Origin of the sequence: Pseudomonas sp. RC10-4-2 (assembly GCF_050433085.1) — a bacterium.
Classification (GTDB): Bacteria; Pseudomonadota; Gammaproteobacteria; order Pseudomonadales; family Pseudomonadaceae; genus Pseudomonas; species Pseudomonas aeruginosa.
This window is the reverse complement of sequence record NZ_JBNPXX010000003.1, coordinates 552932-574226: the sequence shown is the minus strand read 5'-3', so window position 1 is coordinate 574226 and position 21295 is coordinate 552932. Positions and strand designations below refer to the sequence as shown.

17 protein-coding genes are annotated in these 21295 nt (G+C 68.9%); 9 read left to right on the top strand and 8 right to left on the bottom strand.

Going from position 1 to position 21295, the window contains the following annotated elements; genetic code table 11:
• Window positions 1-59: 59 nt before the first annotated feature.
• From FHW81_RS18100 to cmrA, 4 genes are all read right to left on the bottom strand, one after another.
• Window positions 60-1934, bottom strand: coding sequence for a DUF3857 domain-containing transglutaminase family protein (locus FHW81_RS18100; RefSeq protein WP_003114879.1), 1875 nt, complete (start codon window positions 1932-1934; stop codon window positions 60-62).
• A 174-nt stretch (window positions 1935-2108) separates the two neighbouring features.
• Window positions 2109-2369 carry a membrane protein insertion efficiency factor YidD gene (gene yidD / locus FHW81_RS18095; RefSeq protein ID WP_003106504.1) on the bottom strand — a complete coding sequence of 87 codons (261 nt, stop codon included), beginning with the start codon at window positions 2367-2369 and terminating at the stop codon, window positions 2109-2111.
• 58 nt (window positions 2370-2427) lie between these two features.
• Entirely contained in the window at window positions 2428-3783 is a 1356-nt protein-coding gene (locus FHW81_RS18090; protein ID WP_023086310.1) for a hypothetical protein, read from the bottom strand.
• Between the two features lie 87 nt (window positions 3784-3870).
• Window positions 3871-4803 (bottom strand): AraC family transcriptional regulator CmrA, encoded by a 933-nt coding sequence (gene cmrA, locus FHW81_RS18085; RefSeq protein ID WP_003106506.1) that lies wholly within the window; start codon window positions 4801-4803, stop codon window positions 3871-3873.
• Between the two features lie 587 nt (window positions 4804-5390).
• On the opposite strand from cmrA, the gene FHW81_RS18080 reads away from it, so the two are divergent.
• The gene (locus FHW81_RS18080) at window positions 5391-5687 is read left to right on the top strand and encodes an antibiotic biosynthesis monooxygenase family protein (RefSeq protein WP_003118540.1); all 297 of its coding nucleotides are present in this window, start codon (window positions 5391-5393) and stop codon (window positions 5685-5687) included.
• Between the two features lie 57 nt (window positions 5688-5744).
• Here the strand turns inward: FHW81_RS18080 and FHW81_RS18075 are convergent, their stop codons facing one another.
• Window positions 5745-7739 (bottom strand): alkaline phosphatase D family protein, encoded by a 1995-nt coding sequence (locus FHW81_RS18075; RefSeq protein ID WP_003118538.1) that lies wholly within the window; start codon window positions 7737-7739, stop codon window positions 5745-5747.
• Window positions 7740-8066: 327 nt separating this feature from the next.
• On the opposite strand from FHW81_RS18075, the gene FHW81_RS18070 reads away from it, so the two are divergent.
• Both FHW81_RS18070 and FHW81_RS18065 read left to right on the top strand, forming a co-directional pair.
• A complete protein-coding gene (locus FHW81_RS18070; RefSeq protein WP_003114876.1) occupies window positions 8067-8573 on the top strand; it encodes a sigma-70 family RNA polymerase sigma factor in 507 nt (168 codons plus the stop codon).
• Window positions 8570-9523 carry a FecR family protein gene (locus FHW81_RS18065; RefSeq protein ID WP_003114875.1) on the top strand — a complete coding sequence of 318 codons (954 nt, stop codon included), beginning with the start codon at window positions 8570-8572 and terminating at the stop codon, window positions 9521-9523. The genes FHW81_RS18070 and FHW81_RS18065 overlap by 4 nt, the downstream gene beginning before the upstream one ends.
• A gap of 37 nt (window positions 9524-9560) precedes the next feature.
• Here FHW81_RS18065 and cynS read toward each other — a convergent pair whose 3' ends face one another.
• Together cynS and cynT are read right to left on the bottom strand one after the other, a co-directional pair.
• Window positions 9561-10031: a cyanase gene (gene cynS / locus FHW81_RS18060; RefSeq protein ID WP_003088707.1), complete on the bottom strand. Its 471-nt coding sequence runs from the start codon at window positions 10029-10031 to the stop codon at window positions 9561-9563.
• Between the two features lie 39 nt (window positions 10032-10070).
• Complete coding sequence (gene cynT / locus FHW81_RS18055; protein ID WP_003107081.1) at window positions 10071-10733, bottom strand: carbonic anhydrase CynT; 663 nt, start codon at window positions 10731-10733, stop codon at window positions 10071-10073.
• A gap of 114 nt (window positions 10734-10847) precedes the next feature.
• Here cynT and cynR point away from each other — a divergent pair, with 114 nt between their 5' ends.
• Window positions 10848-11735 carry a transcriptional regulator CynR gene (gene cynR, locus FHW81_RS18050; RefSeq protein ID WP_003114874.1) on the top strand — a complete coding sequence of 296 codons (888 nt, stop codon included), beginning with the start codon at window positions 10848-10850 and terminating at the stop codon, window positions 11733-11735.
• Between the two features lie 6 nt (window positions 11736-11741).
• Here the strand turns inward: cynR and FHW81_RS18045 are convergent, their stop codons facing one another.
• Window positions 11742-13127, bottom strand: coding sequence for an MFS transporter (locus FHW81_RS18045; RefSeq protein WP_044069207.1), 1386 nt, complete (start codon window positions 13125-13127; stop codon window positions 11742-11744).
• Between the two features lie 140 nt (window positions 13128-13267).
• Here FHW81_RS18045 and FHW81_RS18040 point away from each other — a divergent pair, with 140 nt between their 5' ends.
• The 5 genes from FHW81_RS18040 to FHW81_RS18020 all read left to right on the top strand — a co-directional run bounded on the left by FHW81_RS18040 (window position 13268) and on the right by FHW81_RS18020 (window position 21295).
• On the top strand, window positions 13268-14170 hold the full coding sequence (locus FHW81_RS18040; protein ID WP_003107805.1) for a LysR family transcriptional regulator: 903 nt from the start codon (window positions 13268-13270) through the stop codon (window positions 14168-14170).
• Window positions 14171-14432: 262 nt separating this feature from the next.
• A complete protein-coding gene (locus FHW81_RS18035; protein WP_031673530.1) occupies window positions 14433-17390 on the top strand; it encodes a TonB-dependent receptor in 2958 nt (985 codons plus the stop codon).
• Window positions 17391-17393: 3 nt separating this feature from the next.
• Window positions 17394-19202 (top strand): extracellular solute-binding protein, encoded by a 1809-nt coding sequence (locus tag FHW81_RS18030; protein ID WP_019395681.1) that lies wholly within the window; start codon window positions 17394-17396, stop codon window positions 19200-19202.
• A 1-nt stretch (window position 19203) separates the two neighbouring features.
• On the top strand, window positions 19204-20277 hold the full coding sequence (locus FHW81_RS18025; protein WP_003160166.1) for a microcin C ABC transporter permease YejB: 1074 nt from the start codon (window positions 19204-19206) through the stop codon (window positions 20275-20277).
• 1 nt (window position 20278) lies between these two features.
• Window positions 20279-21295, top strand: a complete 1017-nt coding sequence (locus FHW81_RS18020) for an ABC transporter permease (RefSeq protein ID WP_003162651.1) — start codon at window positions 20279-20281, stop codon at window positions 21293-21295.

Here is a 21295-nt window from a genome sequence, read left to right as displayed (position 1 = left end):
AGTAGAAGGATCGCCCGCTGGTGCGGCTGGACGCGCCCGCCGGAGCGGGCGCGGGTCGCTCAGGGACGCTTGTCCAGCTTGACCACCAGGCGCAGTTGCTCGACGCAACCGCGGCTCTGCTCGATCAGCTTGCCGAACTCGGCGCTGTTGATCTCGTCGTGGTTGAGCCAACTGGTCTTCTGCACTTCCCGATAACGATAGTGGTAGCCGCCATCCTTGGCCGGTTCGGCCTGCAGGTCGATGTCGAACCAGGGACTGCGGATCTCGCAACTGTGCGCCGGCTCGTCAGTCTTGCCGCCGGACAGGCTGATGTCGTAGGACGTGATCTGCGGTTCGCCCAGGTACAGCTCGGCCAACTGGCCTTCGCTACGGTACTTGGCGAAGGCATCCCACTGGCTGGCCAGGTCCTGGCGGTTGTAGAAATACTCTCCGCCGAGCCGGTCGAGGGCGCGGCGGTCGGTAAGCCTGGCACTGATCGTATAGCTGGGCGGCAGCACGAACTGGCTGTCGTCGCGCTCCAGCACGCAGTCGCTGCCTTCCTTGGCGAAGTTGCGGCACAGGTCCTGGTCGGTGCTGGTGCGGCCGCGCTGGCGATCGGCGACGCTGAGCTGCATCAGCGGCGCGTTGGAAAGCTCCACGCGCGACTCGACCCGGGCTTCGCCGTCATGGGTGTAATGCTCGCTGCGGGTCACGCGCAGGGTGTCGCCGGGCGCTTCCAGGGGAATCTCGTCGCGCCGCACCTTGCCGTCGGCGCCCAGCACCAGCGCCCAGCGCTGCTGGATGTCGGGCATGATGCGGCCGGGAGCGAACACCGGGTTGGTCGGGTCCAGCCACCAGGTCTTGCCGTCCACCTCGGCGCGGACGATGGCATGGTTCGGCGCGTACATGCCGGGCACCAGCAGGTCCCAGACCACGTCGCCGCGGCTGACCAGGGTCGGTTCGGCCTTGATCCCGGCGGCCTTGAGCATGGCGGCGAGGAGGATCGCCAGGTCCTTGCAGTCGCCGTAGCCATTGCGCTCGATCTCCGCCAGGGAGAAGGGCACGTAGCCGCGCTCGCTGGCGCGCCAGTCGCCCAGGTAGCGGTAGGTGTCGTTGATGTACTGCATCAGGCCGGCGACCTGCTCGCGGGCCGGCTTGCCCTTCACCGCGGCGACGGCCGCCGCGGCGCCCTTGGGCAGCTCCGCGGCGAGGATCTCGTTGTAGCGCGCGGCGAACGGGCCGAAGTTGTCCTGCAGGTCCAGCGAACTGCCCAGCTCCAGGCGCGGGGTATGGCGCAGGTAGGCGTTGCCGGCTTCGTTGATGTAGTTGGTGTATTGCGGCTTTTTCAGGCTGACCTTGAGGGTCTTCTTGTCGGCGCTCTGTTCGATGCGATAGGCGTCCATCAGCTCGCTGCGCACGAAGATCGGCCGCTCGGCCTTGAACTCGGCGACGAAGCGGTCGTCGCGCACCGGCATCGGCGGGCGGCTGAGAATGTAGTGGAACTGGGTGCTCAGCGGCTTGGCAGTGAAGTGCTCGCGCAGGGTGTAGCTGATACGGGTGCCGACGCGCAGGTTGGGGAACGCCAGGGAGGTCTGACGTTCGCGCAGGAAGCCCTGGTCCGGGTTCGGCGCGGTGCGCGTATCGATCTGCGACTGGTCCAGCGGCACCGGCTTGCCGCCGGGCTGGGTCAGCTCGGCCTTCTCCACGATCAGGCTGTCGGTCTCCGCGTAGCTGCGATCGATGCGCGAGAGCATCTCGCGGCCGCTCGGCTTGAGGATGGTGAAGCTGTAGGTGCTCACGCAATCGGTGCTGTTGTCGGCGTTGAACTGGCAGCGGAACTCGGTTTCGCCGGCCAGCGGCGCCTCGGCGATCGGTTGCAGTGCGGCGAGGGCCGGGGTGGCGGCGCAGAAGACGCTGGCGGCGAGGAAGGAAGGGGAGAAGGGATGACGGGGCATCGGTGCCTCAGGATGAAACGTTTGAGCGGAGCTCCCAGGCGTCGCCTGGCGCATGGGGGCGCCGGGCGATAGCCGGGGAGATGGACCCTGAATGATAGGTTTTATCAATTCCGCATGTCGACCGGCGGGTCCGGTTATGTGCGGAATGTCGCCGTTGCGATCTTTTCGCCGGCTTCATTTGCCGGGCTTTGCCGTTCTGTGGCAGGCGCACGCCTGTTCCTGGCGCTCCGGAACCGGGTCGTAGCCGCCCGGGTGCCAGGGGTGGCAGCGCAGCAGCCGGCGCGCGCCGAGGTAGCCGCCTCGCAGCGCGCCATGCACGCGGATGGCTTCCAGGGTGTAGTGCGAGCAACTGGGGTAGAAGCGGCAGCGGGGACCGATCAGCGGGCTGATTGCGTACTGGTAGAAGCGGATCAGCCCGATCAGCAGGAACTTCATGGCGAGCCCTCGGCGGGGTTGCGGCGGCGAGCGGGCATTGTAGCGCCGTTGTCGGTCCTCAAGGAGCATTCTCCGCCGCGCAATAAAGGGTCCGCCCGTCGACGAGGCTGCGAGCAGTCGCCAGGCGGCCGCGCAGGCCGGGTTCTTCCGGCGCCAGCGTGCCTTCGCGCCAATCGCCTCCGCGCAACGGAATCAGCGCCGAACGGCCGTAGCCCGGGCAGTACGCCTCGGCGTCGCCCTCCAGATAGTCGACGCCGTCCAGGGTCAGCTCGCCGACATTCCAGCGCGCGCCGAGGTAGGCCTGGCGGAACGGCCCGTCGGCAAGGACGTAGAAGCCCCCGCGCACCTCGCTGGCCGCCGTGGCGAAGCCGATGGTGCGTCGCGGTTGCGGGATCACCAGCAGCGGTCGCCGTGGGTCGGCGAAGGCCTCCTGCAACTCGACCAGGCGCTGGCGGGTGGCGCCCATCTCGCGCCGGTAGCGCTCGCCGCGCGCCCGCGCGTCGTCGGGAAGTTCGCTCCAGGTCGGAGGCTGGTCGCGCAGCAGGTAGTCCAGCGGCCAGGTGCCGGCCGTCGCGGCTTCCTTCCAGTCCGCGTCGTCGTCGCGCAGGTCCAGCAGCACTCCGGCCAGCGCGCCGATCTCGTAGGCTTCGCTGTCGACGCCGACGCCGATCTCGTTGGCATCGTAGAAGGCCAGGGCGTACTCCCGCAGCGCCTGCCGATAGCGTTGCGGATCCTCGGCGAAATCGGTGCGGTAGCGCGCGGCGGCGGCCATCTCGATGTAGCGCGCGGTGCCTTCGCTGAGATCGACCTGCGCCGCCAGCCGGCTTTCCTCGGGAGCCGCTTCGCGCCAGCGGCGCAGCCAGCCCTGGGCGTCGCTCAGGTAGCTGTCGCGCTGCCCGGGCGTGCGCAGGGCCTGGAGCAGCGACTGGAACAGGGCATAGCGGTATTCCCGCGGGCGCGGGTCGAGCGTGGCCAGGTCGCCGCGATAGCCACCGGGCTTGCGCAGGCCCGGCCAGTCTTCCTGGGCGTAGCGATGGAAGGCTTCGTGCGGGCCGATGGCGGCCAGCGTCTCGCTATTGCCGGTATTGCTCCGCAGGTGCGCGGCGCTGATCTGCAGCAGCACCGCCGGACGGCCCCGGTAACGCGGAAAGGCATAGCTCAGGTCGAGATCCGGGTCGCTGTCGCCCGCCGCCGTGGTGCGCTGCGCGCGGCCTTCGGCATCGGCGACCCAGGTACTGCGGCCATCGCTGTAGAGGAAGGCCTTGTCGGCCATCCGCCAGCCGGGCCAGAGTCGTTCGCTGTGCTGGCCGACGGCATGGACATAGGCCAGGTAGCGGCGGGCGAACGACTCGCTGTCCGTCGCCGCGGCGGGAAGGGACAGGGCAAGCAGGAGCAGGGGCAGGGCTCGGGTCATGGCGGGTACGGTTGCGCAAGGTCGGTCGGGGCGACGAAGGTATGCCGCCGCTTCCCGATTGACCGTCGCGGCCGCTGCCGCGTTCCCCTAGGCGGTGTTGCGCGCCCGCGCCAGGTCGCGCAGCGGCGGGGCGCCGAACAGCCGGCTGTACTCGCGACTGAACTGCGATGGGCTTTCGTAGCCGACCCGGTAGCCGGCGGCGGCCACTTCCAGGCCCTCGCTGAAGATCAGCCGGCGCGCTTCCTGCAAGCGCAGCTGCTTCTGGTACTGCAACGGGCTCATCGCGGTCACGGCCTTGAAGCGGTGGTGCAGGGTCGAGGGGCTGAGGTTGACCACCTGGGCCAGTTGCTCGATGCGCAGCGGCTTGCCGTAGTTCTGGTTGATCCAGTCGATGGCGCGGGTGATGCGGTGGGCCTGGCTGTCGGCGATGGCGATCTCGTGCAGGCGCTGGCCCTGGCCGCTGCGCAGCAGCCGGTAGAAAATCTCGCGGAGGATCAGCGGCGCCAGCATCGGGATGTCGCGCGGGCTGTCCAGCAGATGGATCAGGCGCAGCACCGCATCCAGCAGGCTGGCGTCGATACGGTCGACGTAGAGGCCACGGTCGCCGCGCCGGCTGGCCACTTCCATGGGCCCGGCGTCGGAGATCAGCTGGGTGATTTCCGCAGGGTCGATATCCAGCCGGACGCAGAGGTAGGGCGCGTCCGGCGAGGCGTCGATCACCTGGCCGGCCAGCGGCAGGGTGACCGAGACCACCAGGTAGTGCAGCGGATCGTAGATATAGCGTTCCTCGGCCAACTGCACCTCCTTGCGGCCCTGGGCGATGATGCACAGGGCAGGTTTGTGCATGCCGCGCGCCGGCAGGGTGGGGCCGTCGGCGCGAATCAGGGCGAGGGGGTCGACGGCGGTGCCGTAGACACCGTCGCTGGGACAGTGCTCGAGCAGCAACTGCGCCAGTTCGCTCTGGCGCTGGCGCAGTTCGGCGGGGAGATCGACGGAAAGAAGCGGGGTGTTTTCGCTCATGCGGGGACTCGCGGGGGAAACCTTCCCAAGACTAGCGCGCGCCGCGGCGGCAGGCACTCATCGCGATGAGCGTTGGCAGGATCAGGCAAGCATTCGCCAGGAACAGGCAAGCCAGCTCGTCGCACGGGGCGCAAGCGGATGAGAAAAAACCGGAACGCGGCAGTTTCAGGCAAGAACCCGACAGTATCCGTCTACCGATTCCCCGCGCCATCCCCCTAATCTGGCTGGCATGGCGGAATCTCCGTCATGCCGATGGGAAACACATGCAGGGGGACACACCTATGTCAAATCAACAGGCCAGACTGTCATCGGGCGGCATGTCGCCGGAGCGCGCGCCGGGTGCCTTCCGTTCGCGGCCGGTGCGCGACGGCGCGCTGGTCCCCGAGGCGCCTTCCCGTTCGCCTTCCGGCCCCGCCGCGGGCGGCACGCTGGCGCGGCGGACCCATCCCGGCAACTGGTAATCGGAGGCAGGGCACATGCGTCACCCTTACACCCCACAGCGGCCGGCCGGCGTCTTGGCGCCGCCGGCCCTTCCACTCCTGGTGCCGCTTGCGCAGCGGCGAATCCATGTCGAGGAGGCAGAGAGCATGCCAGCGTTCAATCGGGCCAGTCACCTGGTCAGCATTCGCGCCCGCAGCGGCCAGTCGCACCGCCTCGGCCTGCGCCTGCAAGAGCTGGCGCAGGCGGGCCAGGCCGCGCCCGGTTGCCTGCGCTACGAACTGCGCCAGGCGGACGGGGACTCCGACCTGTGGTTGTTGCACAGCGAGTGGAGCGATGACGCGGCCATGCAGGCGTACCTGGCCGGCGACGCCCAGCGGGTCTTCGCCGAGGTGCTCTGGCAAGCGCTGGCGGCGACCCTGGACGTGCAGGAGCGGCCGTTCTGAAACCGGGCGGGCGGATGACTCGGCGCGGCGTCCGCCCGTCCCCCTTGTTCTGGCCTCTCAGCGACCCGGCGTGACCGGCGACTGGTCCGCTCGTTCGTCTTCGACGTCGCGATGTCGCTCGAAGGCGGTCGCCGGCGAGCCATCGGCATTGACCTGCAACACCGCGCGCGGACGGCCGTCCTCGCCAATGAATACCTGGCCGATCCCGGCGCTGTTCCACAGGCGCTCGCCGGCCTGGCTGTGCTGCGGAACGCGCGGGCGGATTTCCAGACTGCGCCGTTGGGTCAGCCAGTTCAGCGGCGACCAGGGCGCATAGAGCCAGCGATTGAGGCGGTCGAACCAGTCCAGCAGGCGTCGCGGGAATTCGTTCTTGATCCCGCTGCTGGTGATCTGCCAGAGCCGTGGCCCGCGCTCGCGATGGCGAATCCGGATGTCGTAGACGAAGGAGTAATGCACGTCGCCGGAAAGGATCAGGTAGTTACCCGGCGTACGCGAGTGGCGGAAGATGTTCATCATCACCGAGGCCGCGCCGCGATGGGCCATCCAGTTTTCCGCATCGACCAGCAGCGGCTGGCCGATCCAGCTGAAAAGCTTCTGTACGCCCTCGATCAGCTTGACCCCGAACATCGGCGCCGGCGACACGATGATCGCCGCCTTTTCGCCGAGCAGGTCCTGCTGGAATTCACTCAGTGCCTCCCAGTCCATCAGCCCGGAGGGCCGGCCCAGGTTGCGCTCGCTACGCCAGCGGCGGGTGCGCGTGTCGAGGACGATCAGGGTCGGGCTGCCAGGCAACCGGTAGTGCCAGTGCTGGAAGTCGAGCAGGGCATCGAGCAGGCGGTCCTGCTCGGCGCAGGGCAGCCGGCCGTCTGCCGCGGCACCCTCCATCAGGGCCGCGACCGGCGCCAGCCATTCGCCGCAATGCTGCGGGTCGTTGCCCCAGCCCTGGCAGAGCAGGTAGGCGAGCAGGGCGTTGCCGATGATCCGCCGGGAGAACGGATGGCCGTAGGCGGTCAGCTCCCAGCGTGCTGAAAGGTTCCAGTCGTCGGTGATGTCGTGGTCGTCGAAGATCATCAGCGACGAGATATGCGCCAGCGCCCGCGCCACGCGGGGCAGGCCATCGCGGAAGGCTTCGATGTGCCGGCGCTCGCCGGCGAAGCGCTGCGCGTGCCGCGCATCCAGCCCCGGCGGCGGTTCCAGCCTGACCAGGCGCCAGGGCGCCGGCGACCAGACCAGCAGGTACATCGCCAGCACCTCGGCCAGGCCGACCAGATGGTTGTGGGCGTTGGCCGAGGTGAAGATCGGCTTCTTCACCCCGCCGAAGAAGCGCTCGCGCAGGGCTTCGTTGGACTCGAAGGCGGGCAGCAAGTCCTCGCGCCGGTAGTAGGTGGCCGGGTGCGCGTAGAGTGCCTCGCTGTCGTTCACCAGTGCGCCTTCCAGGTGTTCGCCGTACAGGCCGAGGCGGTGGATCAACCCATGGATGGCCACCAGCATCGGCCCGGCGACGTCGTCGGCGTAGACTTGGTCGCCGCTCATCATCAGCAACGCCGGGCGGCTTTCGGCCTGCAGCAGGTTTTCCTCCAGCAGCCGGTCGACCTGCAGCAGGCCATCGGCCGCTGGGTGATGCGGCTTGCGGCAGGAGCCGTGGAGCAACTGGTCGAGACGTGGCTTGAGCACCAGGCTGGCGCGCTGGCGACCGGGGTAGAGCAGATGCGGCGCCCATTCGGCGATTCCCGCAGGCTCCCGGCCGTCGGCGGCGAGGCGCAGGTCGTAGTCGACCAGGCGGGCGCAGGGCAACGGCGGGTCGAGCGCGACATCCAGCAGGTGCAGCCAGGCATGGGTGCCGATGCGGATGGCCGAGTGGGTTCCTTCCGCGAGGCGGACCCGACGCTCCGCCTCGCCTTCGCTGGCGAGGATCAGTTCGATGGTCGTCGGGCATGACGTGGCCAGCCAGAACACCAGGCGTCCGGGCTCTGCGCGGCGCAGCAGGGGACCGGCCAGGACCAGGGGCAGGGCTTCGTCAGGCGGGGTGTCGTTGGGGAGCGAGGCGGACATTGGTACGGGCGTTGTCGACGCGGCGAAACAAGCTGACGAGTATGCCGCTTTCGGCGGATCGCGGCGTTGCCATTTCGTAAGGAATGACGACAGTCGTCGCGGGATGGCGATCTTCTAATGCCAAAAAGTTAAGTACACCTTAATTAATATTCTTTTTTGCGTTCGAGCTTCTGCGGCATATTGCCTTCCGCGCAGGCCCGGCGGCCTGCCATCGCTGTTTGCGGGAGGGACACGTGCAATCCGACGTCGGCGCCGCCTCCCGCCGATCAAGGTTTCGCCTGCCACCCCGACGCCCGGTGGCGCAGGCCCGTAGCACGAGAGTGCGGAATGGGCATGGATCAGACACGCAATCGCCTCGTCGGCCTGATGTTCCAGAACGACTATTCCTGGCTGAGCGGGCGCCTGCGGCGCTACCTCGGCTGCCCCCACAGCGCCGAGGACATCGCCTCGGAAACCTTCCTCAAGGTCCTTGCCCTGCCGGATCCGGCAAGCATCCGCGAGCCGCGCGCGCTGCTCACCACCATCGCTCGCCGGCTGATGTACGACGGCTGGCGGCGCCAGGACCTGGAACGCGCCTACCTGGAAAGCCTGGCCGGGCTTCCGGAGGCCCTCGCGCCGTCCGCCGAGGAGCAGGCCCAGGTGGTGGAAACCCTGCTGCGCCTGGAGCGCATGCTCGCCGGGCTGTCGCCGAAGGCCCGCGCCGCCTTCATCCATAGCCAGATCGGCGGACTGACCTACGTGGAGATCGCCTGCTTGCTGGAGGTTTCCGTCAGCCGCATCCACCAGTACATGGTCGAGGGCTTCAAGCAGTGCTACCAGGTGCTTGCCGAATGAGCCAGGGAAGGCGAGAACGCATCCTCGACGAAGCGGCGCAGTGGATGGCGCTGCTGCAATCCGGCCATGCCGGCGCCGAGGAGCGCCTGGCGTTCCAGCAGTGGCGCCAGGCCGATGCCGAGCACGGTGCGGTGTTCGACCGGCTCAGCCTGGGCTTGCAGTCGTTTCGCAACGAGCCCCTGCACGGCTTGCGCGCCGAGCAATTGATCGGAGCCCTCGAGGCGCCGTCCGCTCGTCGCCGGTTTCTCCAGCGCAGCCTCGCCCTGGCGGCGTTCGGCGTGGCGACGCTGGCGCTGGGGCGGATCGGCATCGTCGGCTTCCCCTGGCCCGGCGACCTGTACACCGGCACCGGACAACGCCAGAGCTTCCGCCTGGAGGATGGCAGCCAACTGGTGCTGGACGCGCGCAGCCGGGTACGCCCCGAATTCGATGGCTACCGGCGTCGCCTGCGCTTACGCGAGGGCCGCCTGCTGGTTGACGTGGCACGGGATCCGGCGCGGCCGTTCGTCGTCGACACCGGGCGTGGCCAGGTCGAGGCGCAGGGAACCCGCTTCCAGGTCAGCGATGACGGCGCCAGCTCGCGAGTGGTGGTGCTCGAGTCGCGGGTGCGGATCACCACTGCCGACGGACGGCAATGCCTGTTGGAGCGCGGCCAGAGCGCCCGTTTCGACGCCTCGGCGATTCTCGCCCGAGGTCCTGCCGAAGGCGGCGAGAGCGCCTGGCTGGATGGCCGGCTGGAGGTCCGCGACCGCCCGCTGGGGGAGGTGCTGGAAGCGTTGCGCGCCTATCGCCGCGGCATCATCAGCGTCGCCGACGACGCGGCGGCGCTGCGCGTCAGTGGCATCTACCCGCTGGACGACAGCGGCGTGGCGCTGGCATTGCTGGAGCAGAGCCTACCGATCCGGCTCGACTACCACGGGCCCTACTGGGTCAGCATCGCCAGCCGCTGAGGCGCGCGCCCGGCGGCGAGCCGGGCGGCGCGACGCTTCAGAACGGCTTGGTCGGCAGGTACTTGCCGTCGAGGGTGATCACCGCCCGCGAGCCGCCTTCCGGGTCCTCGACCTTCTTGATGTCCAGCTTGAAGTTGATCGCGCTGATGATGCCGTCGCCGAACTGTTCGTGGACCAGCGCCTTCAGGGTGCTGCCGTAGACTTGCAGCATCTCGTAGAAGCGATAGATGGTCGGGTCGCTGGGAATGCCGCCGGGAATGCTGCCGCGCAGCGGGATGCTTTGCAGCAGGAGCACCGCGTCGTCGTCCAGGCCGAGTTGGGCGGCGACCTTGCGCGCCGCCGCCTCTGGCAGGGCATGCTGGCCGAGCAGGGCGGCGGTGACGAAGGTCAGGGCGAGACCGGTGCCGTCGGCCAGGTCCTGCCAGGACAGGCCCAGGCGGGCCTTGTTCAGGACCACGGTCTCGGCCAGTTGCTGGCGCGCGTTGGGGGACACTTGGCTGTGTTGCATGAGATGACTCTCCTTGCGGGTGGTTGTGAGGAAAGGGATTCAGGCGACCGCCTGCCCGGGTTCGCCGCCTACCGCGCGCACTTCGGGATGCTCGGCGAGGGAGACGAAGCGCCGGCTGGCGCCGTCGAGGGCGTCGATGCGGCCGCTTTCGATGTCGTAGACCCAGCCGTGCAGGTTCAGCCGACCCTGCTCCAGGGCGCGGGCGACGCAGGGGTGGGTGCGCAGGTTGGCCAGTTGGGCGATCACGTTGTGCCGCACCAGGGCGTCCAGCCGCGCCGCCTCGGAGGCGTGTTCGTGGGCGCTGTTCATCGCCCGTGCGGCCTCGGCGTGGTGCAACCAGCCGGCCACCGCCGGCAGCTGGTCGAGACAGGCGCAGGAAGCGATGGCGCCCATCGCGCCGCAGTCCGAGTGGCCGCAGACCACGATGTCGCCGACCCCGAGCACCGCCACCGCGTATTCCACCGAGGCGCTGACCCCGCCGGGCTGCGGCCCGTAGCCGGGGACGATGTTGCCGGCATTACGGATCACGAAGAGTTCGCCGGGCTCGCGCTGGGTCAGCAGTTCGGGGACCACCCGGCTGTCCGAGCAGGCGATGAACAGTGCCTTGGGGGCTTGCCGGGTGGCCAGGGACTTGAACAGTTGCGAGCGCGCCGGGTAGGCGTCGCGCTGGAAGCGGAGAAAGCCGTCGATGATGTCACGCATGGCGCTGGGCTCCTGGCCGTCGAATGGTGGGGCCAGGATGCGCGGATTGAGCCATAGGGTCCAAGACCGGTTTATTATTCCAGTCATTGGTCTGGTCTATAGTTGGATGTTTCCATGCTGCTTCGCCACCTGCGCTACCTGCTCGCTGTCGCCGAGCATCGCAACTTCACCCGCGCCGCCGAGGCGCTGCACGTTTCGCAGCCGACCCTGTCGCAGCAGGTGCGGCAACTGGAAGAGCAACTGCGCGTGCAATTGCTCGACCGCTCCGGCAGGAGCGTGCGTCCCACCGATGCCGGCGAGCTGTACCTGCTTCATGCGCGGCGTGCCTTGCGCGAGCTGGAAGCGGCGCAACGAGCGATCCACGAGGTGCGCGACCTCAGTCGCGGCCGCCTGCGCCTGGGCATGACGCCGACCTTCACCTGCTATCTGGTGGGCGCCCTGGTGGATCCGTTCAATCAGCGCTATCCGGGCATCGAGTTGAGCCTCGAGGAGTTGCCCCAGGACGCCCTGGAGGCGGCGCTGATCGACGATCGCCTGGACCTTGGCGTGGCCTTCAGCGAGCCGGGTTCGGTGGAGATCGACAGCCAGCCGCTCTACCTGGAGCGCCTGGGCCTGGTGCTGGGGGCGGAACACCCGGCGGCGGACGCGCCGCTGGCCGCCGCAGCGCTGGCGGAGTTGCCGTTGGCGTTGTTGCGCGACGACTTCGCCACGCGTCGGCATATCGACGCTTACCTGCGCCAGCAAGGGGTGACGGCGCGGGTGGCGCTGGAGGCGAACTCGATCAGCGCCATCGTCGACGTGGTTCGCCGCGGAAGACTGGCAAGCATCCTGCCGGAGGCGGTGGCGCGCCAGCAGGCCGGGTTGCGCTGCGTGGCGCTGCGGCCGGCGCTGCCGACCCGCCAGGTAGCGCTGTTCTGGCGCCAGGGCAGCCACCCCGGTGCCGCGCGCCTGGCCTTCCAGGCCCTGGCGCTGGAGCTCGGCGCCGAGCTGGGCGACGCCTGAGCGGGATCAGCCGCGACTCGGCTGCAACGCCGCGGACTCCTCGCGGCGCAGGCGCAGGGCCAGGGCGGCGCCGCACAGGGCGAGCAGGGCGCTGAGCGCGGTCACCCATTCGATGCCGCGCGCCTGGCTGGCCAGCAGGCTGGCGGCATCGGCGCCGCGCACCTGGGCGTTGGCCAGCGCCACCAGCAGGGCCAGGCCGAGCGCGCCGCCGATCTGCTGGGTCATCGAGGCCATCCCCGAGGCGACGCCCTGTTCGGCGGGATCGACGCCGCTGGCGGCGCTCACCCACATGGCGGTCCAGGTCATGCCCTGGCCGACGCTGAGGATCACGATGGCCGGCAGCAGCGCCAGGAAGCCGCGCCCCAGCGGCAGGCACGCTGCCAGCAGGCCGAGCCCGAGTGCGCCCAGCAGCAGGCCGGCGACCAGCGTCGCGCGTGCCCCGTGGCGGGCCAGCAGGCGCTCGGCGACGCGGATACCGAGGGTGCAGAGCAGAGTCGCCGGGAGGAACGCCAGGCCGGTCTGCAACACGCTGTAGCCGTACACCGACTGGAAGTAGATGGCCAGGAAGTAGTACTGCACGCCGTAGCTGCTCATGAAGATCGCGGTCAGCAGCATCGCCACCTGCAGGTTGCGGTTGCCCAGCAGGCGCAGCGGCATCAGCGGGTCGCGGCTGTAGTGTTCGATGGCGAGGAACGCCAGTAGCAGCGGGACGGAAAGGTAAAGTCCGAAACGTACCGAGGGCGCATCCCAGCCCGACTCGGGGCCCTGGACCAGGGCGAAGACCAGCAGGGTGGCGCCGGCGGTGACCGTCAGCGCGCCGGCCAGGTCGAAGCGCCGACCGCGCTGGCGCCGGGCGTCGGCCGGGATCAGGCGCAGGGCGAGCAGCGCCGCGGCGCCGGCCAGCGGCACGTTGACCAGGAAGATCGAGGCCCAGCCGAACAGCTCGGTGAGCGCGCCGCCGAGCGCCGAGCCGAGGGCCAGGCCGAACGCCGAGGCGATGCTCCAGATCGCCAGGGCACGATTGCGCGCCGGGCCCTCGGCGAAGTGATTGCCGATCAGCGCCAGGGTCGCCGGGAACAGCAGCGCGCCACCCAGGCCCTGCACGGCGCGGGCGAGGATCAACGGCAACTCGCTCTGGGCCAGCCCGCCCGCGAGGGAGGCGAGGGCGTACAGGCTTTGCCCGAGGACGTACATGCGGCGCCGGCCGAGCAGGTCGGTGGCGCGCCCGCCGAGCAGGAGGAAGCCGCCGAAGGCCACCGTATAGGCGCTCACCACCCATTGCAGGCGTTGCGCCGAAAAATCCAGCGCCCGGCTGATTTCCGGCAGAGCGACGAACACGATGGTGGCGTCGAGGGCGATGATCAGTTGCGCGCAGGCGAGCAGGGCGAGCATCCAGTTGGAAGGGGCGGCACGGTCCGTCACGGTGGGACTCCTGGTCTGGGTTGGGCGCGGCCAGTGTTTCTCATGCTGGAATCGTGATAAATAGCCTCTCCGTCCTTTCACTGATGAAAATAATCATCGATGAGATCGCCATGGACCTGAATGCCGTCAAGTTGCTCGCCCGCGTGGCCGAGACCCGTAGCTTCACCCAGGCCGCCGTTTCTCTCGGTCTGACCCAGTCCGGCCTGTCGCGCGCCATCGGCCGGCTGGAAGCCGAACTCGGCGTGCGTCTGCTGCACCGCACCACCCGCAGCGTCAGCCTGACCCCGGACGGCCAGCTGTTCTACGAGCGCTGCGCACCCTTGCTGGCGGAACTGGAGGAAGTCGAGAAGTTGCTGGTGGACCGCCAGTGCGCGCCGAGCGGTCCGCTGAAGATCACCACCCCGCAGGCGCTCGGGCGGATCGTGATCATGCCGGTGCTGCGCGAACTGACGCGGCGCTACCCGCAATTGCAGATCGAGGCGGCGATGACCGATCGCCTGGTCGACCTCACCGAGGAAGGCTTCGACGCCGCCGTGCGTCTCGGTCGGGTCGGCGACGTGCGCCTGATCGCCCGGCCATTGGCGGCGTTGCGCTGGGTCACGGTGGCGTCGCCGGAATACCTGCGTAGCCACGGCACGCCGGAGCGCCTGGAGCAACTCGCCGGGCACAACTGCCCGACGGTGCGCGACCTGCACACCGGCAAGCTGCTGGAGTGGCAGTTCCAGCGCGACGGCCAGCCGCTGAGCCTGGCGGTGCGCGGCGACCTGGTGCTGGACGTGGCCGACGCGCTGGTCGACGCGGCGCTGGTCGGCCAGGGCATCGTCCAGGTGATGGGCTTCATGGCCGAGGAGGCGATCCGCCGGCGTCGACTGGTACGCATCCTCCAGCCGTTCGAACCGCCGCTGTGCCCGGTGTCGCTGATCTACCCGCCGTCGCGGCAGTGCTCGCTGAAGATCGGCGCGCTCTACGAGGAACTGAAGAGCGCGCACTGGTGCGGGGCGCTGACGTACTGACCCGAGGGCGGCAGGGCGGATAACGCCGTGTTCGGACCGGCGGATAGCCGCAAGCGGCTATTCGCCCTACGCGGGGCAAGGCCGGTAGCCGAGCTTGGGGGTGATTTTGGGGTAGGGCGAATAACGCCGGAGGCGTTATCCGCCGCTATGCCTATTCGCCCGCGCTTATAAGCTCAGAACAAAGCGTTCCAAGCCTGCCCTGCAAATCTCCCGCGCTCATCGCTCATCCCCTGGAAACCATGTTTTCGGGGGGAACCGAACGATGCCGCACCATGCTCCATCCACACGCCTGCCTTCCAGCCTGGCCCTGGCCGCGCTGCTCGCGGCGGCCCTGGCCGCGCCGCCGGAGGCACGTGCGGAGACGCCCGCGCCCGCCGCCAAGGCGCTCACCTTCGACGTCGCCGCCGGCCCGCTGGACCAGGTGCTGCTGGGCATCTCGCGACAGAGCGGCTTGCTGATCTCCTTCGAGCAGTCGCTGGTGCGCGGCCGGCAGGCGCCGGCGGTGCGCGGTCCGCTGAGTGTCGACCAGGCCCTGGAACAGGCCCTGCGCGGTAGCGGCCTGCAGTTCCGCCGTTCCGAGCGCGGCGCGGTGATTTCCGCCGCGCCGCTGCGCGCGGCCGTACCGGCGGCGAAGGTGCAGCCGCTGGCGGCGAAAGCGGAGCAGACCCTGGAGCGGGTGGTGGTGACCGGCTCGCGGATTCCCCGCGCCCAGCAGGAAGGGCCGTCGCCGGTCACGGTGATCAGCAGCGAGGAAATCCAGAACCGTGGCTACCGCAACGTCTTCGAGGCCTTGCAGACGCAGACCCAGAACACCGGCATGACCCAGGGCGAGGACTACGGCAACACCTGGCAACCGGCGGCCAACGCCCTCAACCTGCGCGATCTCGGCCCCAACCACACGCTGGTGCTGATCAACGGCCGGCGCGTCGCCGACTACCCGACCGCCTATGGCGGCTCGGTGAACTTCACCAACCTGGCGAACATCCCGGCGGTCATGATCGACCGCATCGAGATCCTCAGCGGCGGCGCCTCGGCGATCTACGGCTCGGATGCCATCGCCGGGGTGGTCAATATCGTCCTGAAGAAGAAATTCGATGGCGTCGACGTCAACCTGCGCGCCGGCACCACCGAGCGCGGCGGCGGCGACAACCAGCGCCTGCAACTGGTCGGCGGCGGCGCGACGGGCGACTTCGAAGGCCTGTTCGGCCTGCAGGTCGAGCAGCGCCAGCCGGTCTGGGCCAACCAGCGCGGTTTCATGGACAGCTACCCGGACGGCAACAACGTCGGCTACCGGCTGAACCCGCAGAGCGGACGCTACCTCGGCGACGCCTCCTGCGCCGGCCTCGGCGGCCTGTTCGGCGGCAACGTGGCGCCGGTGCCGGGCGCCAGGGGTGGCTATCGCTGCATGACCGACCAGTACTACAACAACTACTGGACCCTACAGACCAAGAAGGAAAACTACGACGGCTACGCCGGCGGCACCTGGCACCTGAGCGACAGCGGCAAGCTGTTCGCCGACCTGCTGTTCGGCTTCGACCACCTGCAGAACAATACCCGCGGGCCGTCCTTCACCTCGCCGGACTTCATCAATGCCTCCAGCGGCGACCTGGAGCGCTGGTACCGGCTGTTCTCGCCCGAGGAGATCGGCGGCAAGAGCAGCAACAACAGCAAGTGGCGCGAGGTGTCCTGGACCGGCACCCTCGGCTACAGCGACCGCGTCGCCAATACTTCCTGGGAATACGAACTGGCCGCGACCCGCTCCGAGTACCGCAGCGACCGCACTACCCGCTACACCCCGGCGGCCGGGATCCTCGACCTGTACCTGGGCCGCAAGCTCGGCGAACGCGACGGCTACCCGGTCTACGATCCCGATCCGGCGCGCCTCGGACGTCCGCTGAGCGAGGAAGAGTGGCGCAGCCTGCGGCGCAACGTGACCCAGCACAGCGAGTCCTACTCGCAGACCTACAGCTTCACCGGCAACGGCGAGCTGTTCGACCTGCCGGCCGGCCCGGTGGCCTTCGCCGGCGTGCTGGAGGTGGGCAAGCAGGGCTACAGGATCCGTCCCGACTCGCAATACAACGACGGCTCTCTCTACAACGTCTCCAAGGCCAGCAGCTCCGGCGGCTCGCGCGACCGTTACGCCGCCGGCGGCGAATTCAGCATCCCGCTGCACGACACGCTGCTGGCGTCCGCCGCCGGCCGCTGGGACCAGTACAGGTTCAGCGGTCGCACCGAGGAGCAGACCACCTACAACCTGGGGCTGGAGTGGCGCCCGCTGACCAGCCTGCTGCTACGCGGCAGCTACGGCACCAGCTTCCGCGCGCCGGACCTGAACTACATCTACCAGGCCGACGCCAACGGCTACTACCCGGCGCAGAAGGACTACTACGGTTGCGAGAAAGGCGTCGACGGCGCCTGCAAGAACGGCCGGGTCGACTACGTGCAGAGCGGCACGCCCGACCTGAAGTCCGAGCGCGGGCGCTACTGGAGCTACGGCTTCGTCTGGTCGCCGTCGAGCAGGTTCGACTTTTCCGCCGACTACTACCACATCCAGATCGATGACCTGCTGACCACCCTCGATCCGGACAAACTGCTGCGCGACGAGGCGGCCTGCCGTAGCGGCGGGCTCGATCCGGCCTCGGCGCAGTGCCGCGACACCCTGGCGCGGGTCGAGCGCAACGCCGGCGACGCCAGCGTCGACCCGAATCGCCTGAACAAGGTCTACGTCAATGCCATCAACGCGGCCAAGGAGCGCACCAGCGGCATCGACCTGCGCAGCAACATCCGCTGGGGCGCCGGTGACTACGGCGCCTTCTCCTCGACCCTCGGCTACACCCTGGTGTTGTCCCACGACTACAAGCAGTCCGACGACTACCCCAGCGAGAACCAGCGCGACAGCCTCGACTCCCACGACTGGCGCAGCAAACTCAACGCCAGCCTGACCTGGGACTACGCACAGTTCACCTCGACGCTCTTCGCGGTGCGCTACGGCAGCGTTACCAACGCCGCTGGCAGCGGGCGCCTGAGCCCGTGGACGGTGTTCAACGCCAGCGCCCGCTACCGGCTCAACGAACGCGCCAGCGTCGGCCTGACGGTGAACAACCTGCTCGACCAGATCAAGGAGGACGACTCCGATGGCTGGCCGTACTATCCCACCGGCAACTACGACGCCATGGGCCGCCAATGGTGGCTGGACTTCAGCTATCACTTCGGTGGTTGAGCCATGCCCGGACGCATCCTGGTCTTCGCTTGCTGCCTGCTCGCCAGCCTGGCCCGCAGCGAGCCGCGCCATGCCATCACGCTCTACGACGAGCCGGCGAAATATCCGCCGGGTTTCCAGCACTTCGACTTCGTCGACCCGCAGGCGCCCAAGGGCGGCAGCCTGCGGCGGATGGAAAGCGGCAGCTTCGACACGCTGAACCCCTTCGCCAACCGCGGCACGCCGATCAGCATGACCCAGGCCGCGCTGATCTACGAAACCCTCGGCTTCCAGTCAATGGACGAGCCGTTCACCGAATACGGCTACCTGGCGCGCTACATCGAGAAAGCCCCGGACAACAGCTGGGTGCGTTTCCATATCGATCCGCGGGCGCGCTTCAGCGACGGCGTGGCGGTCACCGCCGAGGACGTGAAGTTTTCCTTCGATAGCCTGGTCGAGCAGGGCAGCCCGTTCTGGCGCGCCTACTACAAGGAGGTCCGCGAGCCGGTGGTGGAGGATCGCCTGCGCATCCGCTTCGATTTCCGTCATGCCGGCAACCGCGAACTGCCGCTGGTGCTGGCCCAGCTCTACGTGCTGCCCAGGCATTGGTGGCAGGGACGCGACTTCAACCGCAGCAGCATGCAGCCGCCGCTGGGCAGCGGACCTTACCGGCTGGAGAAGGCCGAGGCGGGGCGTTCGGTGAGCTACCGGCGCAACCCCGACTGGTGGGCGCGCGACCTGCCGGTCGGGCGTGGCCTGTACAACTTCGAGCGGATCCGTTTCGACTACTACCGCGACAGCGGCGTGGCCTTGCAGGCGTTCAAGGCCGGGCAGGCCGACATCAATGTCGAGACCAGCGTCAAGGCCTGGAGCAGCGGCTACGACTCGCCGGCCCTGCGCGATGGCCGGTTGCGCCAGGAGAGCTTTCCCTACCCGTACCCGGCCAGCCTCCAGGGCCTGGTGTTCAACCTGCGCCGGCCGCTGTTCGAGGACCGCCGGGTACGCCAGGCGCTGAGCCTGTTGTTCGACTTCGAATGGACCAACCGACAGCTCTTCGGCGGTCGCTACAAGCGCCTGCGCAGCTATTTCGACAACTCGGAGATGGCCGCCCGCGGCCTGCCCGGCGCCGACGAACTGGCCTTGCTGGAGCCGCTGCGCGGGCAAATCCCCGAGGAGGTCTTCGGCCAGGCCTACGCTCCGCCGGTGAACGACGGCAGCGGCGATATCCACGAGCGCCTGGTGCAGGCCTACCGCCTGCTCGGCGAGGCCGGCTGGCATGCCGTCGACGGGCGCCTGCTGGACACCGCCGGACGGCCGCTGCGCTTCGACCTCCTGCTCCAGGGCAAGGGCCTGGAGCGCGCGCTGCTGCCGTTCCAGCGCAACCTGGCGCGGATCGGCATCGATATGCGCCTGCGCCAGGTGGACGCTTCGCAATACATCGAGCGCATACGTGCGCGGGACTACGACATGATCGTTTCGAGCTTCTCCCAGTCCAATTCGCCGGGCAACGAGCAGTACAGCTTCTGGCATTCCTCCAGCTACGCCGATCCCGGCGGCTACAACCGCATCGGCCTGAAGGACCCGGCCATCGACCGGCTGGTCCAGGCGGTGGTCGAGGCCGACTCGCGGGCCGCCCTGGAAACCGCCGTGCGCGCCCTCGACCGGGTGCTGCAATGGGGCTACTACCTGATCCCGACCTGGTATTCCGACGAGGTCTGGATCGCCAGTTGGAATCGCTTCGGCCGACCGCCGCAGGCGCCGCGCTACAGCCTGGGGCTGAACACCTGGTGGGAAGTCCGCGAGCGGGCCGCGCCGAGCCGGGAGGCGCAGTGACATGGGCGGCTACCTGTTGCGCCGCCTGGCGCTGATCCTGCCGACCCTGCTGGGCATCCTGCTGATCAACTTCGCCATCGTCCAGGCCGCACCCGGCGGGCCGGTGGATCAGGCCATCGCGCGCCTGCAGGGCGTCGACGGCGGCGGTCCGCTGGGGCGTGGCGGGGAGGGTGGGCATGGCGCTCTGGAACCGCAGCGCCACGGCGAGACCGGCATCGATCCGCAGCTGGTGGCCGCCCTGGAGCGCCAGTACGGCTTCGACAAGCCGCCGCTGCAACGGCTCTGGCTGATGCTGTCGAGCTACGCCCGGCTGGATTTCGGCGAGAGCTTCTACCGCGACGCGCGGGTCATCGACTTGATCGCCGAGAAGCTGCCGGTCTCGCTGTCCCTGGGCTTGTGGGCGACACTGATCACCTACCTGGTGTCGATTCCCCTGGGGGTGGCCAAGGCGGTGCGCCACGGCAGCGCCTTCGACCTGTGGAGCAGCGCGCTGGTGGTGGTCGGCTATGCGGTGCCCGGCTTCCTCTTCGCCATCGTCCTGATCGTGCTGTTCGCCGGCGGCAGCTACCTGGACTGGTTCCCCCTGCGCGGCCTGGCTTCCGAGGGCGCCGAGCGCCTCGGCCCGCTGGCGCGCTTCGCCGATTACCTCTGGCACCTGGCGCTGCCGGTGGGTTCGCTGGTGGTCGGCGGTTTCGCCAGCCTGACCCTGCTGACCAAGAACAGCTTCCTCGACGAGATATCCAGGCAGTACGTCGCCACCGCTCGCGCCAAAGGGCTCAGCGAGCGCCGGGTGCTCTACGGCCATGTGTTCCGCAACGCCATGTTGCTGGTGGTGGCCGGGCTGCCGGCGGCGCTGGTCTCGGTGTTCTTCACCGGGTCGCTGCTGATCGAGGTGCTGTTCTCCCTCGACGGCCTCGGCCTGATGGGCTACGAAGCGGCGCTCGGCCGCGACTACCCGGTGGTGTTCGGCAGCCTGTTCATCTTCACCCTGCTCGGGTTGCTGGTGAAGCTGGCCGGCGACCTGGCCTACAGCCTGGTCGACCCGCGCATCGACTTCGCCGCGAGGAGACAGTGAGATGGCCATCGTCCTTTCCCCGCTGCACCGCCGCCGCCTCGCCGCGTTCCGCGCCAACCGCCGCGGGCGCCTGGCCCTGCTGCTGTTCCTCGCGCTGTTCGTCACCTGCCTGTTCGCCGAGCTGATCGCCAACGACCGCCCGCTGCTGCTGGAATACCGTGGCCAGTGGTTCCTGCCGGTGCTGCGGGACTATCCGGAAACCGCCTTCGGCGGCGAGCTGCCGTTCCCGCCGGACTACCGCGGCCGCTTCATGAGCGAACGCATCGCCCGCGACGGCTGGGCGCTGTGGCCGCCGATCCGCTTCGACGCGCGCAGCATCAACTACGCGCGCCCGGCGCCGGCGCCGCCCTCGGCGGAGAACTGGCTGGGTACCGACGACCAGGGCCGCGATGTGCTCGCGCGGGTGATCTACGGCCTGCGCCTGTCGATTCTCTTCGCCCTCGGCCTGACCCTGGCCTCGTCGTTGCTGGGAATCTGCGCAGGCGCGGTGCAGGGCTACTACGGCGGCTGGATCGACCTGTTCGGCCAGCGCTTCATCGAGGTCTGGTCGGGTCTGCCGATGCTTTACCTGCTGATCATCCTCGCCAGCCTGGTGCAGCCCGGGGTCGGCTGGCTGCTGGCGATCATGCTGCTGTTCTCCTGGACCAGCCTGGTCGACGTGGTTCGCGCCGAGTTCCTGCGCGGTCGTCACCTGGAGTACGTCAAGGCGGCGCGAACCCTCGGCCTCGGCGACGCCGGGGTGATGTTCCGGCACATCCTGCCCAACGCCATGGTCGCGACCCTGACCTTCCTGCCGTTCCTGCTCTGTGGCGCGGTGACCACCCTGACCGCCCTGGACTTCCTCGGTTTCGGCCTGCCGCCCGGCTCGCCGAGCCTTGGCGAACTGGTCGGGCAGGGCCGCGACAACCTCCAGGCGCCCTGGCTCGGGCTGACCGTGTTCGTGGTCCTGGCGACCTTGCTCAGCCTGCTGGTGTTCATCGGCGAAGCGGTGCGCGACGCCTTCGATCCGAGGACATGA